Raw genomic sequence first — 15120 nt, 5'->3', positions numbered from 1 at the left:
CTCCTTAGTAAACGCGCGCCTTGGGCGCGATCTTGTCGAGATCGATCCCGTCGGTGAGCGGATCGACATGGACGGGCCGGTAATCGAGCGTCACCTTGCCCGCTTCGTCGAGGAACGAAAGCGTGTGCTTGCGCCAGTTGGCGTCGTCACGCTCGGTGAAATCCTCGCGCGCATGGGCGCCCCGGCTTTCCTTCCTCGCCTCGGCCGAATAGACCGTGGTGATGGCGTTGACCATGAGGTTTTCAAGCTCGAGCGTTTCCACGAGGTCCGAGTTCCAGATCATCGAGCGGTCGGTGACCTTGATGTCGGGCAGCTCGTCCCAGATCGCCGAAATCCGGCGGCACCCTTCCTCGAGCGTTTCCTGGGTGCGGAAGACGGCGGCGTCCTCCTGCATGGCACGCTGCATCTTTTCGCGGAACTGGGCGGTCGGGGTCGACCCGCTGGCGTGGCGCAGCCTGTCGAACCGCGCCAGGATCTTGTCTTCGGCGGCGCGGCTGGTTTCGGGGATCGCCGCGTTGCGGTCGACGATTTCACCCGCCCGGATCGCGGCGGCGCGTCCGAAGACCACGAGGTCGATCAGCGAGTTCGAGCCCAGCCGGTTGGCGCCGTGGACCGAGGCGCAGCCCGCCTCGCCCACCGCCATCAGGCCGGGAACCGTTGCGTCCGGCCCGCCATTGCGCGGGTCGATCGCCTCGCCCCAATAGGTCGTGGGCACCCCGCCCATATTGTAGTGGACGGTGGGGATGACCGGGATGGGGTCGCGGGTGAGATCGACCCCGGCAAAGATTTTCGCGCTCTCGGAAATCCCCGGCAGGCGTTCGTGCAGGACCGCCGGGTCAAGATGGTCGAGATGAAGGAAGATGTGATCCTTCTTGGGGCCGACGCCCCGCCCCTCGCGGATTTCGAGCGTCATGCAGCGCGAGACGACGTCGCGGCTGGCAAGGTCCTTGGCGTTGGGAGCATAGCGCTCCATGAAGCGCTCGCCCTCGGCGTTGACGAGATAGCCGCCCTCGCCGCGCGCGCCCTCGGTGATGAGGCACCCTGAACCATAAATGCCCGTGGGGTGGAACTGGACAAACTCCATGTCCTGCAAGGGCAGCCCGGCCCGCGCCGCCATGCCGTTGCCGTCGCCGGTGCAGGTGTGGGCGCTGGTCGCCGAGAAATAGGCCCGGCCATAGCCCCCGGTCGCCAGCACCACCATCTTGGCGCGGAACCGGTGCAGCGTGCCGTCGTCGAGCTTCCAGGCGATGACGCCCTGGCATTGCCCGTCATCGCTCATCAACAGGTCAATGGCGAAATATTCAACGAAGAACTCGGCATTGTTCTTGAGCGACTGGCCGTAAAGCGTGTGCAGGATCGCATGGCCCGTGCGGTCGGCCGCGGCGCAGGTGCGCTGCACCGGGGGGCCATCGCCATAGTTCTGCATGTGCCCGCCAAACGGGCGCTGGTAGATCTTGCCCTCTTCGGTGCGCGAAAAGGGCACCCCGTAATGTTCCAGCTCATAAACCGCCTGCGGGGCTTCGCGCGCCAGATATTCCATGGCGTCATTATCGCCCAGCCAGTCCGACCCCTTGACGGTGTCGTACATGTGCCACTGCCAGCTATCGGGCCCCATATTGGAGAGCGACGCGGCGATCCCGCCTTGGGCTGCCACCGTATGGCTGCGGGTCGGGAAAACCTTGGTGACGCAGGCAGTCGAAAAGCCCTGCTCGGCCATGCCCAGCGTTGCGCGCAAGCCCGCGCCACCCGCGCCGACCACAACCACGTCATAGGCATGGTCGATGATATTGTAAGCCGAAGCCATGATGTGTCAGCCTCCGAAGGCGAGAACGAGAACTGAAATGGCGGCGACGGCGCCGACCGCGACGGTAAAGATGGTGTTGGCGAGCCTTGCCAGATTGTGCAGCGCGGGGGTGTGGATATAGTCCTCGATGATCTCGTTCATCCCGATGCGCATGTGAACCAGCGCCGAGCCCAGCAAGGCAAGCATCAGCAGCCACACGACCGGGTTGGAGAACGTCGCCACCATCTGCGCGCGATCCGCGCCCTGCAGCGAAACGATCAGCCAGACGAAAAACCCGATGAGCGGGATATTGAGCGCGCCGGTCACGCGCTGGCGGATGAAGGTCGCAGTGCCCTTGTTGCTCGATTGTGCCATTTCCTGCCCCCTCAGAACCAGACGAAGACGGCCCAGAGGGCAAGCGTCAGACCGACCGAGAAAACGATGGTGGCGATACTGATCGCCTCGCGCGGCCCGGCCTCGAAGCCCAGGATGAAATCCCAGACGAAATGCTTGATGCCCCCCGCCATGTGGTGGAACAGCGTCAGCGTATAGAGAAACAGCACGATCTGGAGCAGGGGGTGGGCGAAGAACCCGTTGACCATGGCCAAGGGCTCGTCCCCGAGCGCCGCAGCGCCCAGCCACAAGATGACCAGCAGCGTGCCGATATAAAGTCCGACCCCGAGGATTCGGTGCAGGATCGAAAGCGTCATGGTAAGGGTGAAGCGCCAGATCGACAGATGCGGCGACGTCGGTCGGAAGATTTGGGCCATTGCTGCCTCTTTGCCGCCGCGCCCGAAAGCGGGCCGGGGATCGGTTTGCCTTGCCTTGTCTAATCCCGCTTTCCCCATTCGTCAAAGGGCACGCACTAGACATTTGGTCGGAATCGCACCCTCATCGCCCCCCGGCTAATATATTGACTTTAATAGTCATATTTAAATTCCCCACCTCTTGCGGCGCCCAAGCCGCCGTCAGCGCTGGAAAAGTCAGGATCGCTTACCCAATAGGTAAACTTCCGCGCCCGGCAAAAAAGCACCGGCAGCACGTTGGAAAAATTTATCCACCAGCCACAAATCCAGAGCTTTCAGCCCTGCAAACAGAGAGTTCATCCTCAAACCACCCTGCGCTATAATCGAAAAACCCCAGCCCGCAGAAAAGGAGCCCTGCAATGGAATTCCACCGCGGCCGCCTCATCGACCACATCCACCTGCGCGTCGCCGACCTTGCCAAAAGCCGCATCTTTTACGGGGCCGTGCTCGAGGCCGTCGGGCGCGAGATCACCCATCAGGGCGAAGGGTTCTTTGCCGCCGACGAACTCTTCGTCGATGCCGCGACCGATTACACCACCCGCTGCCACCTCGCCTTTCAGGCCCATGACCGCGAGACGGTCGCCCGTTTCCACGCCGCCGGGCTCGCCGCGGGCGGCACCGATAACGGCGCGCCCGGCGAACGGCCCTACCATCCGGGCTATTACGCCGCCTTCATCCTCGATCCCGACGGCAACAATATCGAAGCGGTCTGGCACGGCCCGGCAACCCGGAGCGCCTCCAGCATTGTCGTCACCCCTGCGGGGGAAACGTGAAAAACACACTCAGGCGTAATCGGTGAGCTTTTTATCCGGATCGTAGGTCTGGTCGGCGACCTCCTTGGTCACCGCCTGCCCGCAGCGCATTTTTCCTGCAGCCGCGTCGAACACGTAATGGGGCGCGCCATAGAGCAGCCAGCCCTCGGAAAGCGCCTTGGTGACCTTGTGGCAGAAGCTCGAATCGTCCTCGCCGCTCAAGAACCTGTAGATAACCATCGCAACGTCCTGTTTGCGCCGATCCGCAACTGCGGGTTGATCTTGCCGCCGGGGAAGCATAATCGCTAACCCACGACGATGCGAAACAGAGACGAAAGTGACCGCCGATGCAAGAGTTTCCCGGATTTCTCCTCTCGGGCTATCAAAACTTCATGTCGGGTCGCTATAGCGGGGAACGCTATCGCAGTCTTGCCAAGGACGGCCAGCACCCCACCACCATGGTGATCGCCTGCTGCGACAGCCGCTCGGCCCCCGAAACCATTTTCGACGCCGGTCCCGGCCAGCTCTTCGTCATGCGCAACGTCGCCAATCTCGTGCCCCCCTTCGGGCCCGACGCGGCCTTTCACGGCACCTCCTCGGCCATCGAGTTCGCGGTCGTCCATCTCAACGTCGCCCATATCGTCGTCATGGGCCATGGGCGGTGCGGGGGTATTTCGGGGGCGCTGGCCACCGCTGCGGGCCACGCCCCGGAGGGCGATTTCATCGGCAGATGGCTGACCATGGTCCAGGATCTGGCCGGCAAGGTGGAAGCCAACCACCTCATGACCCCCGCCGAACAGCAGACCGCGCTCGAGCGCATCGCCATCCGCCAGTCGCTCAACAATCTCCTGACCTTCCCGTTCGTCAAATCACGCGTCGAAGACGACCAGCTCTCCCTGCACGGAGCGTGGTTCGACATCTCGACGGGCGAGCTTTGGGTCATGAACGGGGAAAGCGGCGATTTCGCGCGGCCGGAATTCAGCGCCTGAAAGACCTTACGCGCCGGGCTGTACCGCGGCCTGCTTGGGCCCCATCCTGAACACCGTCAGCGCCAGCCCGATCAGCACCAGAACCCCGCCCGCCACATCGGCGGGATGGATCGGCTCGCCCAGCACCAGCACCCCCGAGGCAATGCCGGTGATCGGCACGAGCAGGGTGAACGGGGCGACCGTTGCCGCCGAATGGCGCGAAAGCAGTCCCGACCACATGGCAAAGCCCAGCAGCGTTGCCGGATAGGCCAGGAACCAGATCAGCCCCACGACCGACAGGCTGGGCGGCACGATGTACCCCAGAACCCCCGGCCCGCCCTCGAACAGCATCGACAAGGCAAAAAGCGGCACGGTGGCGACCGCGTGCCCCCAGACCGTAAAGGGGATCATCGGGATCGCCCCGGCCTTTTTCGAGAGATTGTTGGCGATCCCCCACGCGATCGCCGCCAGCATCAGGACCAGAAGCGCGGACAGCCCCCCGCCGCCGCCATGGGCGACGGCGATCACCCCGACCCCGGCAAAGGCGACGGCAGCGCCCGCCATTTGCAGCTTGCGCGGCACCTCGCCAAAAACGAAAAACGCCAGCCCGATGGTGAACATCGCCTGCACCTGCAAAACCAGCGAAGCGAGCGAGGCGGGCATGCCGAGATAGATCGAGGTGTTCAAGAGCGCATAGAGCGCGCAGCCCATCGAAAGCCCGTAGGCAATGACCAGCCACCAGGGCGCCTGGGGCCGGGGGATGAAGAAAATGACCGGCACGGCGGCAAAAAAGAAACGCAGCGCCGCCACCAGCAGGGGCGGCAGTTCGGCGACCGAAAGCTTGATGACCGTGAAATTGACGCCCCAGATCGAAACGACCACGAGGGCGATGAGCACGTCGCGAAGGGGCATCTTTTATCGGCGGGGCTGGGAAAGGGAAGGGTCCGCCCGCTTCAGGCGGACGGACCGGCAAGGCGGCATGGGTTCACCCCCTGGGGGCGATCTCCACATCCTCGAACCCCGGCGCGGGGGCCCAGGCGTAGATATCGGTGGTCGCGCGCAACCCGTGGACCTGGAACGGGTCCTCGGCGATGATCGTCTCGACCTCGGCCTTGGTGTCGGCTTCAAACAGCCACAGCCCGCCGGCGGGCGCGCCGCCCGGCTCGGGCCGCAAGGCGCCGCAGAGCGTGATCCGGCCCTTGTATTTGCGCAAGTAAGCCTGATGCGCCTCGATATGGGCGGTCCTGATGTCCCCGGAATCGGGACGGTCGGTGAATATCGCGGCCCAGCGCATCACGCGGCCTCCTTCTTGGTCACGAGCCCGCGCGCGATCAGCGCCTCGGCGATCTGGATGGTGTTCAGCGCCGCGCCTTTCCGCAGGTTGTCGGAAACGACCCACATGGCGAGCCCGTTCTCGACCGTTATATCCTCGCGGATGCGGCTGACATAGGTCGCGTCCTCCCCCTTGGCCTCGACCGGGGTGGCATAGCCGCCGTCCTCGCGCTTGTCGATGACGACGATGCCGGGCGCCTCGCGCAGCGCCTCGCGCGCCTCGTCGGGCGTGATGGGGTTGGCAAATTCAAGGTTCACCGCTTCCGAATGGCCCACGAACACCGGCACGCGCACCGCCGTGCACGAAATCTTGATCCTGGGGTCGAGCATCTTCTTGGTCTCGGCCAGCACCTTCCACTCTTCCTTGGTGTAGCCGTCCTCCATGAACACATCGATATGGGGGATGACGTTGAAGGCGATCTGCTTGGTGAACTTTCTCGCTTCAGGCTGGTCGTTGACGAAAATGCCCTTGGTCTGCCCCCAGAGCTCGTCCATCCCTTCCTTGCCCGCGCCCGAGACCGACTGGTAGGTGGAAACCACCGCGCGCGTGATGGTCGCCAGATCGTGCAGCGGCTTGAGCGCCATAACGAGCTGGGCCGTCGAGCAATTGGGGTTGGCGATGATGTTCTTGCGCTCGTTTTTCGCCATATAGGCATCGAGCGCGTCGCCATTGACCTCGGGCACGATCAGCGGCACGTCCTCATGGTAGCGCCAGGCCGAGGAGTTGTCGATGACCAGCGCGCCCATGGCGCCGATCCGGGGCGCCCACTCCTTGGAAATCGAACCGCCCGCGCTCATCAGCACGAAATCGGTGCCGGTGAAATCGAAATCCTCGAGGTTGCGGCACTTCAAAACCTTGTCCCCGAAGCTCACCTCGCGCCCGACCGAGCGCGAGGAGGCGAGCGGAACCAGTTCGGACACCGGGAAATTGCGCTCGGCGAGAATATCGAGCATCTCGCGCCCCACATTGCCCGTGGCGCCCACGATAGCGACCTTGAAACCCATATGAAAAAATCCTCTTTACCCACCCCCCGCGACCGGCGTTGCGCCAGCGGCCCGAATGCCTTTTGCCGCCCTCCCCGCCGGGAGGGTTGGCCCGGGGAGCGCGTCTAGGCGGTTTTGGTGGTGGTTTTCGTGCCAAGCGGCAAGGCCGGTGCAAGGGCACCGGAGGAAATACGCAGCGATGAAGGGGCCGAAATGACCATGATTGCGTTCCTGCCGTTTCAGCCTGTTCTCATACGCCGATGGCACAAAGAGTCAATCTTGGCGCGCTCAGAATTTCCAGCCCAGTTGCACCCCCACATGGGAAATCCCCTCATTGGGCGTGCAGATGCCCAGATTGGACATGTGCTCGTAAACCAGCGTCGCGGTCATGGTTTCGGTGATATGGGCGCCGATACCCGCCGATTCGTAGAAATTGAGCGGGCAGCCGAAATTGCGCGCCGGGGCGACGGCCCCCGAAAGGGCCCCGTCGGTCAGCCCCGCGCCCAGCCCCAGCTCGAGATAGAGCGGGGTCTCGAACAGCCCGAACTGCCAGCTAAGATTGGCGTGGACAAGGTTTTCCCGCCGTCCGGCGAGGTTGAACGTGCCGCCAAGCTCGAGGCGCGGCGAGAGGAGCCACCAGGCGTCGTCGAGCGCGGGCGCGGTGAAAAGGGCCGAGAACTTGACGTTCTCGATGCGCGAGAAATCGTAGGCGAGCGAGGTCGGGATGAACCCGTGATAGGCATTGTGGGCGAACACCCCGCCGCGCACCTCGTCGAGGACCAGCGCCTGCCCCATGGCGGGCGCCGCTGCGAGCGCAAGCGCAAAAAGCGCCCCGGCGATGCTTTTGGTTCCTGCTGCCATGCCCTTCAACATGCTCCCGGTTCACGAGGGAAACGCCGTTCTATCATCATGCCGGTCTCGCCGCCAGAAGCGCTGGCGGTTCTTTTTTTCAAGGCTATTGCCCATCGCGGTCTCCCGAACGGCGCCGGCTTGACCAACCCCGCCCCCACACCCATCTGTTGGCGATGACAACGCCCCTTTCGATTCTCGACCTCGCCCCCATCTCCAAGGGCGCTTCCGCCCAGGAGGCGCTTTTGAAAACGCTCGATCTCGCCCGGCTGGGCGACGAGATGGGCTTTTTGCGCCTCTGGTATGCCGAGCATCACGGCATGCCCTCCATCGCATCGGCCGCCCCCGACATCCTGATCGCCAGCGCCGCCGCCCACACACGCCGCATCCGCGTCGGCTCGGGAGGCGTGATGCTGCCCAATCACGTGCCCCTGCGTGTCGTCGAGACCTACCGGACCCTTCATGGCCTTTACCCTGGTCGGATCGATCTGGGCATCGGGCGGGCCGGGGGCTCGGACGGGCTGACCCTGCGCGCCCTGCGCGCCACCAATGGCGAGGATTTTCCCCACGAATTTGCCGAGATGCTGGCCTTCGAGCAGAACGGCTTTCCTCCCGACCACCCGCTTTCCCGGGTCCGGGTCGTCCCCGACGGTATCGCGCTGCCCCCCGTTTTCCTGCTCGGTTCGTCCGGCGCGTCCGCGCAGATGGCGGGACAATATGGCCTTGGCTACGGCTTTGCCGCCCATTTCTCGGCGACCCCGGCGCGCCCGGCCTTCGATGCCTACCGCCGCAGCTTCCGCCCCTCGGATGCGTTTGCCGCGCCGCGGGCGGTCCTGTGCCTCTCGGTCATCTGCGCGCCGACTGACGAGGAGGCAAGGCACCTTGCCAAATCGATGGAGCTCACCTGGCTGCGCCTGCGCCACAACGACCCCCAACCCATTCCCAGCCCCGAGGACGCCGATACCTACCCCTGGACGGAAAGCGAACGCCGCTTCGTTGAAAGCCAGTCGAACCTCTGGATCACCGGCAGCCCCGAAACCGTAAAGGCCGCCATTGCCGAAAAGGTCGATGAAACCGGCGCCGACGAGGTCATGGTGGCCACCACCATCCACGACTACGAAAAACGCCTCGAAAGCTACCGCCTGCTCGGCAAGGCGTGGGGGCTTTAGAGCAGATCAGTGTTTGACGGAATCGTCGGGGTTCCCGCGACTGCGGCGGGTTCGGTCTGGACCCCGGGAATAAATCCCGGGGTGACAGGCGGGAATAGGGCAGGTATCGGCCAAAGCCACCAATGTCATTCCGGGACCCGTTCCCGGCAATCCAGCGCGATCCAACCCCAACCGCCATGGCAGGCCGTTTCCATCAAAACCTGAAACGATCTAGGCTGAACCGGCATTCAGAGCGGTCAGCGGGCATCGCAGCCCCCTCGTCCGTCCCGCCCTTCGGCGATCCACCTTATCCCACGAAGGAAAAAGGGGGGCCGCGAGACTACCGCACGAGCCCCCCTCTCCCCTTGCGGGAGAGGGGCCGGGGGTGGGGGGCTGCGGTGCCGACCAAAAACGCCAATGCCGGTTGGCGTGACGTTTTGCAGGCTCGGCTGGCCGAAGCCTACCCCAGCTTTGCAATAATCGCATCGCCCATTTCGGCGGTTCCGACCCGCCTTGCGCCATCCTGCATGATGTCGCCGGTCCGCAAGCCGTCCTCGAGCACGTCCGAAATCGCCGTTTCGAGCTTTGTGGCGAGATCGATCATCGAGAACGAATAGCGCAGGCACATGGCGAACGAGGCAATCATCGCGATCGGGTTGGCGATGCCCTGACCGGCGATATCGGGAGCCGAGCCATGGACGGGTTCGTAAAGCGCCTTGCGCTTGCCGGTGGCGGGATCGGGCGCGCCCAGCGAAGCGGAGGGCAGCATGCCCAGCGAGCCGGTGAGCATGGCGGCGGCATCCGACAGGATGTCGCCGAAAAGATTGTCGGTCACCATCACGTCGAACTGCTTTGGATTGCGCACGAGCTGCATGGCGGCGTTGTCGGCAAGGATGTGCTGGAGCTCGATTTCGGGATAATCGCGAGCCGCCTGCTTCACCACCTCGTCCCAAAGAACGCCCGATTTCATGACGTTCTTCTTGTCGGCCGAATGGACCTTCTTGCCGCGCGTCATGGCAAGGTCGAACGCCACCCGCGCGATGCGGTCGATCTCGTAGCTTTCATAGACCTGGGTGTCGACCGCCCGCTTCTGCCCGTTGCCGGTCTCGGTGATTTCCTTGGGCTCGCCGAAATAGACCCCGCCGGTCAATTCGCGCACGATGAGAATATCGAGCCCCTCGACCAGTTCCCTTTTGAGCGAGGAGGCATCGGCCAGCGCGGAATAGCAGATCGCGGGGCGCAGGTTGGCGAACAGCCCCAGATCCTTGCGCAGCCGCAGCAGGCCCGCCTCGGGGCGCACGTCATAGGGCACATCGTCCCATTTGGGCCCCCCGACCGCCCCGAAGACCACCGCGTCGGCGCCAAGCGCCTTTTCCATGTCCCCGTCCGAGATCGCAACGCCATGCGCGTCGTAGGCGCAGCCCCCGACCAGCCCCTTGTCATGGGCGAAATCGGTCCAGCCCCGGGCATTGGTAAAGGCGATGAGCTTTTCGACCTCGGCCATGATCTCGGTGCCGATCCCGTCGCCGGGGAGGAGAAAGAGGGTGTGCTGGGCCATTGACCTGTCCTTGCCGTCTAAAAGGTTGCGCTCGCCGCCCGAGCCTTGTCAGCTTGAAAAAAACGACTGGGTGCCGTGCGCCTCGATGGCCGTCGCCAGTCGCCCCAGCGCGTGGATATAAGCGGCGGACCGCACCGAAACCCCACGCTCGCAGGCCACGTCCCAGATGGCCCGGCCCTCGCACTCGACGATCTTTAAAAGGCGGGCGTGGATTTCCTCGAGGTCCCAGTAAAAGCCCTGCCGGTTCTGCACCCATTCAAAATAGGAGACCGTCACCCCGCCCGCATTGGCAAGGATATCGGGCAGGACCGTCACGCCATTGGCGTTGAGGATGGTGTCGGCATCCGGGGTCAGCGGCCCGTTGGCCAGTTCGAGAATGACCTTGGCCTTGATCGAGCCGGCATTGGTTTTGTCGATCATGTCCTCGAGCGCGGCGGGAACCAGAAGATCGGCCTCGACCGCCAGCAATTCGTCGGCGGGGATGACGTGGGCGCCCTGTTCGGCCGCCATGTCGGGCACCGCTCGTCCCGCTTCCTTGCCCGCGATCAGCCGCGCGACGTCGAGCCCAGCCGGGCGGTGGATGGCCCCGCTCGAATCGGAAACGGCAACGATGGTGTTGTTGTCGGCCGCCGAAAGCCGCGCGTAGAACTGCCCGGCATTGCCGAACCCCTGGATGGCGACCGTATGGTCGCGCGCCAGCCCCAGTTCCCTTGCCAGATGGCGCACGAGGTAGAACCCGCCCCGCGCCGTGGCATCGTTGCGCCCGAGCGATCCGCCCAGCGCGATCGGCTTGCCGGTGATCACGGCGGGCGAGACATCCCCCACGATCTGACTGTATTCGTCGGCCATCCAACCCATCACCATGGCGTTGGTGTAGACATCGGGAGCCGGGATATCCCGGTCGGGCCCGACGGTACGGGCAAAGGCCTGCACATAGGCGCGGCTCAGCCGCTCGAGCTCGGACTTGGACAACTGGCGCGGGTCGACCCGCACCGCGCCCTTGCCCCCGCCGAACGGCAGGTTCATCACCGCGCATTTGAACGTCATCCAGAAGGCGAGGGTCTCGACCTCCTCGATGGTGGAATCGGGATGGAAGCGGATGCCGCCCTTGGTGGGTCCGCGCGTGTCGTCATACCGGCAGCGCCAGGCAAGGAACGACTTGCGCGAGCCGTCATCCATGCGGATGAGCAGCCGGGTCTTGGTCGTCTCGCGCGGGTATTTGAGTTTTTCGATGACGTCCTGATCGATATTGAGATGACTTGCAGCCTCTTCCAGGCGGATCAACGCGCGATCAAGCAAGGTATCGTCGGACATGGCATGACTTTCTGATTGGACAGGGCGCAAAAAGTGCGATTTGGCGGCGAATATCTGTCACACCTCCGATCTTAGGTCAATAATCCTGTCTCAATACCGCGCATAAATCACGCAAACCCTTCTGTCCACGTTGGCGGCCCCGCTCTCTTTCGCTGTCCCGCCCTTTCCCCCGCTGTCCCGGCGAAAGCCGGGACCCATGCCGGAACAAGAAACGGCGGGCGGGAACACCCCGGCCCTCGCCCAAACGGCAAACAGGCGCAAACAGCCGGCCGCGCCCTCAGACCCAGGGGCGGCTTTCGGCCATCTTCGTCTCGAACCCGGCAATGCTCGCGTCCTTCTGGAGCGTCATGGCGATGTCGTCGAGCCCTTCGAGCAGCACCTGCTTGCGGGCCGGATCGATGTCGAAATGGATCGTCCCACCATCGGGGCCGGAGATCGTCTGGTTTTCAAGATCGACGGTCAGCGTGGCGTTCGACCCGCGCGAGGCGTCGTCGAGCAGCATGTCGAGCTGCTCGGGGGTCACCACCACCGGCAGGATGCCGTTCTTGAAGCAGTTGTTATAGAAGATATCGGCAAAGCTCGTGGAGATGACGCATTTGATGCCGAAATCGAGCAGCGCCCAGGGGGCGTGCTCGCGGGAGGACCCGCAGCCGAAATTGTCCCCGGCAATGACGATCTGCGCCTTGCGGTAGCCGGACTGGTTGAGCACGAAATCGGGCTTTTCGTTGCCCTCTTCGTCATAACGCATCTCGGCAAAGAGCGCCGAGCCGAGCCCGGTGCGCTTGATGGTCTTGAGGTACTGCTTGGGGATAATCATGTCGGTGTCGACATTGATGATCGGCAGCGGCGCTGCGACACCGGTGAGGGTCGTGAATTTTTCCATTTTTCCCAAAGTCTCCCCGGAAGCGGGCGGATACAAAACATGTGCTGGCCAGACCTCTAATCCATGCGCCCCCGCTTGCCAAGCGCAAGGGCGCATCTGCCCCCCTTGCCTCGCCCGGCGGGCTGCCCCTAAAGTGCCGGACAGTTTTTGACCAAGAGATAAAAAAATGACGCCGCACAACAACGCAAAACCCGGCGATTACGCCGAGGCCGTCCTGCTCCCCGGTGACCCCTTGCGCGCCAAATGGATCGCCGAAACCTTTCTCGAGGACGCCAGAGAGGTCAATTCGGTCCGCAACTGCCTGGGCTTTACCGGTACCTGGAAAGGCAAGCCGGTGTCCGTGCAGGCGACGGGCATGGGCCAGCCCTCGACCGCCATCTATGTGCACGAACTGATCGAAATCTATGGCGTCAGGACCCTGATCCGCGTGGGCACCTGCGGGGGGCTCAACAAGACTGTCAAGGTCCGCGACGTGGTGATCGGCGCTTCGGCGTCCACCGATTCCACAATCGTCAAGGACGCCTTCGGCGCCTACAATTACGCCCCCGCCGCCGATTTCTCGCTTCTGCGCGCCGCCGACGACGCGGCCCGCGCCCACGGCAAGACCGTCCATGTGGGCGGCATCCTCTCCTCGGATATCTTCTACCACCCCTCCGGGCTCGAGGCTTACGCAAGGCTCATCGCCCATGGCGTGCTCGGGGTCGAGATGGAAGCGGCGACGCTCTATATGCTGGCCGCACGCTTCGGGGCGCGGGCGCTGGCCATCTGCACCATGACCGACTGCCTTGTGACGGGTAAGGAAATCGACGCCTCGGCCCGCCAGTCCTCGCTCACCGACATGGTCGAGATCGCCCTCGAGGTCGCGACCGGCGCCTGACCGGCACGCTCACGCCCGCACCATGAACCTGGATAAACTAGGTGAAGACGAAAAGGAAAACGGACCGGACGAGCGCAGCGAGGACCCCGCGCGACGTTTCGCGCGCTCCGCCGGAGGGCCAGCGAAAGCCATAGGGCGCTCTTAGCCCGTCATGGCTTTCGCGGTGCGGCCCGTGAGGCAAATCAATGCCTGAAATGCCGCGTCCCCGTGAACACCATCGCCAGCCCCGCCGCGTCCGCCGCCGCGATCACCTCGTCGTCGCGCATCGAGCCGCCCGGCTGGATCACCGCCGTCGCCCCCGCCGCGACCAGCGCCTCGAGCCCGTCGGCAAAGGGGAAGAACGCATCGGACGCCACGACCGAGCCTTCTGTCAGCGCGCCCTCGCGCCCGGCGGCCTTTGCCGCGTCCTCCGATTTGCGGTGCGCGATGCGGGCCGAATCGACCCGGCTCATTTGCCCCGCCCCGATCCCCACCGTCGCCCCGCCCCGCACATAGACGATGGCGTTGGATTTGACGTGCTTGGCGACCTTTGCCGCAACCAGCAGATCGGCCATTTCCCTTTCCGTGGGCGCGCGTCTCGTCACGACCTTGAGATCGTAGTCGTCGGCACCGGCGTTGTCGCGCGTCTGGACCAGCAGGCCGCCCGCCACCGAGCGCACCGTCATCCCTCCCGCCCCGGCGTCGGGCAACCCCTCGGTCAAAAGCAGCCGCAGGTTCTTTTTGGCTTCGACGATAGCGATCGCCTCGTCCGATGCGCCGGGCGCGATGATCACCTCGGTAAAGAGCTTGACGATCTCGGTCGCGGCCTCCGCATCGAGCGGCCGGTTGAGCGCCACGATACCCCCGAACGCTGAAACCGGGTCGCACAGCAGCGCCGATTTATAGGCCTCGGCGATGGTGTTCCCCAGCCCCACCCCGCACGGATTGGCGTGCTTGATGATCGCCACCGCCGCCGCTTGTCCGGGATCGAACTCCGCCACCAGCTCGAACGCGGCGTCGGTGTCGTTGATGTTGTTGTAGGACAGCGCCTTGCCCTGCACCTGTTTTGCCGTCGCCACCCCCGGGCGCTCCGAGCCGTCGGCATAGAACGCCGCCCATTGGTGCGGGTTTTCGCCATAGCGCATCACCTCGCGCAATGCCCCCGCAAAGCTGCGATGGCCCAGATCCGGCTGGCCGAGCGTTTGGGAGAACCAGTTCGAGATCGCCGCGTCATAGGCCGCCGTCTTCGCATAGGCCTTGCCCGCCAGCCGCTTGCGCTCCTCGAGCGGCACCGCGCCCGCTCTGGCGATTGCGCCGATGACCGCCTCATAGTCCGCCGGGTCGACCAGCACCGTCACATCGCCGTGGTTCTTGGCCGCCGCCCGGATCATCGCCGGCCCGCCGATATCGATGTTTTCGATCACCGTGTCGTAATCGGCCCCCGCCCTCACCGTCGCCTCGAAGGGATAGAGATTGACCGCCAGAAGATCGATCCCCGTGATCGCATGCGCCTCCATGGCCGCCCGGTGCTCCCCATTGTCCCTGATCGCCAGCAGCCCCCCATGCACCTTGGGATGGAGCGTCTTGACGCGCCCGTCCATGATCTCGGGAAACCCCGTCACCTCGGAAATGTCGATCACCTCGACCCCGGCTTCGGCCAGCGCCTTGCGCGTGCCCCCGGTCGAGACGATCTCGACCCCCAGCCCCGCGAGCTTTTGCGCGAATTCGACGATTCCCGTCTTGTCCGAGACCGACAGGAGCGCGCGTTTGACCTTGGAAGAACCCGATTGCGGCATGGCCCGATATTCCTTGAGCGGTGGAAAAAGATGTGGCCGCGCCCTATCACGGATCGGCGGGCCGGCAAATCGAAACCGAAAAGAAAAACGC

16 protein-coding genes are annotated in these 15120 nt (G+C 64.2%); 4 read left to right on the top strand and 12 right to left on the bottom strand.

All coding sequences use genetic code 11. The features are described 5' to 3' along the window. Positions 1-4: 4 nt before the first annotated feature. Genes sdhA through sdhC form a run of 3 tightly spaced genes read right to left on the bottom strand, consistent with a single transcriptional unit; the run spans position 5 to position 2553 of the window. Entirely contained in the window at positions 5-1804 is a 1800-nt protein-coding gene (gene sdhA, locus DQG18_RS02075) for a succinate dehydrogenase flavoprotein subunit (protein WP_116652549.1), read from the bottom strand. Between the two features lie 6 nt (positions 1805-1810). Then, a complete protein-coding gene (gene sdhD / locus DQG18_RS02070) occupies positions 1811-2158 on the bottom strand; it encodes a succinate dehydrogenase, hydrophobic membrane anchor protein (protein ID WP_116652548.1) in 348 nt (115 codons plus the stop codon). An 11-nt stretch (positions 2159-2169) separates the two neighbouring features. Continuing rightward, entirely contained in the window at positions 2170-2553 is a 384-nt protein-coding gene (sdhC, locus tag DQG18_RS02065; RefSeq protein ID WP_116652547.1) for a succinate dehydrogenase, cytochrome b556 subunit, read from the bottom strand. Between the two features lie 395 nt (positions 2554-2948). Here sdhC and DQG18_RS02060 point away from each other — a divergent pair, with 395 nt between their 5' ends. Next, entirely contained in the window at positions 2949-3362 is a 414-nt protein-coding gene (locus DQG18_RS02060) for a VOC family protein (RefSeq protein ID WP_116652546.1), read from the top strand. A gap of 9 nt (positions 3363-3371) precedes the next feature. Here the strand turns inward: DQG18_RS02060 and DQG18_RS02055 are convergent, their stop codons facing one another. Beyond that, the gene (locus DQG18_RS02055; RefSeq protein WP_116652794.1) at positions 3372-3581 is read right to left on the bottom strand and encodes a DUF1737 domain-containing protein; all 210 of its coding nucleotides are present in this window, start codon (positions 3579-3581) and stop codon (positions 3372-3374) included. A 107-nt stretch (positions 3582-3688) separates the two neighbouring features. Here DQG18_RS02055 and DQG18_RS02050 point away from each other — a divergent pair, with 107 nt between their 5' ends. After that, entirely contained in the window at positions 3689-4330 is a 642-nt protein-coding gene (locus DQG18_RS02050) for a carbonic anhydrase (protein ID WP_116652545.1), read from the top strand. A gap of 6 nt (positions 4331-4336) precedes the next feature. Here the strand turns inward: DQG18_RS02050 and DQG18_RS02045 are convergent, their stop codons facing one another. From DQG18_RS02045 to DQG18_RS02030, 4 genes are all read right to left on the bottom strand, one after another. Then, the gene (locus tag DQG18_RS02045) at positions 4337-5221 is read right to left on the bottom strand and encodes an EamA family transporter (protein ID WP_116652544.1); all 885 of its coding nucleotides are present in this window, start codon (positions 5219-5221) and stop codon (positions 4337-4339) included. 73 nt (positions 5222-5294) lie between these two features. Next, the gene (locus tag DQG18_RS02040; protein WP_116652543.1) at positions 5295-5603 is read right to left on the bottom strand and encodes a YciI family protein; all 309 of its coding nucleotides are present in this window, start codon (positions 5601-5603) and stop codon (positions 5295-5297) included. Beyond that, the gene (locus tag DQG18_RS02035; RefSeq protein WP_116652542.1) at positions 5603-6646 is read right to left on the bottom strand and encodes an aspartate-semialdehyde dehydrogenase; all 1044 of its coding nucleotides are present in this window, start codon (positions 6644-6646) and stop codon (positions 5603-5605) included. The genes DQG18_RS02040 and DQG18_RS02035 overlap by 1 nt, the downstream gene beginning before the upstream one ends. Positions 6647-6913: 267 nt before the next feature. Continuing rightward, positions 6914-7486, bottom strand: a complete 573-nt coding sequence (locus DQG18_RS02030) for an acyloxyacyl hydrolase (RefSeq protein ID WP_157969962.1) — start codon at positions 7484-7486, stop codon at positions 6914-6916. Positions 7487-7650: 164 nt separating this feature from the next. On the opposite strand from DQG18_RS02030, the gene DQG18_RS02025 reads away from it, so the two are divergent. Continuing rightward, positions 7651-8643, top strand: coding sequence for an LLM class flavin-dependent oxidoreductase (locus DQG18_RS02025; RefSeq protein WP_116652540.1), 993 nt, complete (start codon positions 7651-7653; stop codon positions 8641-8643). Between the two features lie 439 nt (positions 8644-9082). Here the strand turns inward: DQG18_RS02025 and leuB are convergent, their stop codons facing one another. The 3 genes from leuB to leuD form a co-directional block, all read right to left on the bottom strand. Continuing rightward, positions 9083-10180 (bottom strand): 3-isopropylmalate dehydrogenase, encoded by a 1098-nt coding sequence (gene leuB / locus DQG18_RS02020; protein ID WP_116652539.1) that lies wholly within the window; start codon positions 10178-10180, stop codon positions 9083-9085. Between the two features lie 48 nt (positions 10181-10228). Continuing rightward, entirely contained in the window at positions 10229-11494 is a 1266-nt protein-coding gene (locus DQG18_RS02015) for a Glu/Leu/Phe/Val family dehydrogenase (RefSeq protein WP_116652538.1), read from the bottom strand. A 277-nt stretch (positions 11495-11771) separates the two neighbouring features. Further along, on the bottom strand, positions 11772-12377 hold the full coding sequence (gene leuD / locus DQG18_RS02010) for a 3-isopropylmalate dehydratase small subunit (protein ID WP_116652537.1): 606 nt from the start codon (positions 12375-12377) through the stop codon (positions 11772-11774). 166 nt (positions 12378-12543) lie between these two features. Here leuD and deoD point away from each other — a divergent pair, with 166 nt between their 5' ends. Continuing rightward, positions 12544-13254 carry a purine-nucleoside phosphorylase gene (gene deoD / locus DQG18_RS02005; protein WP_116652536.1) on the top strand — a complete coding sequence of 237 codons (711 nt, stop codon included), beginning with the start codon at positions 12544-12546 and terminating at the stop codon, positions 13252-13254. Positions 13255-13436: 182 nt separating this feature from the next. Here deoD and purH read toward each other — a convergent pair whose 3' ends face one another. Next, entirely contained in the window at positions 13437-15029 is a 1593-nt protein-coding gene (gene purH, locus DQG18_RS02000; RefSeq protein ID WP_116652535.1) for a bifunctional phosphoribosylaminoimidazolecarboxamide formyltransferase/IMP cyclohydrolase, read from the bottom strand. Between the last annotated feature and the right edge of the window lie 91 nt (positions 15030-15120).

This window comes from Pelagibacterium sediminicola, from assembly GCF_003390885.1.
GTDB lineage: Bacteria > Pseudomonadota > Alphaproteobacteria > Rhizobiales > Devosiaceae > Pelagibacterium > Pelagibacterium sediminicola.
Note: the sequence above shows the minus strand (reverse complement) of the source record. Positions and strands in the feature narration are given on the sequence as shown.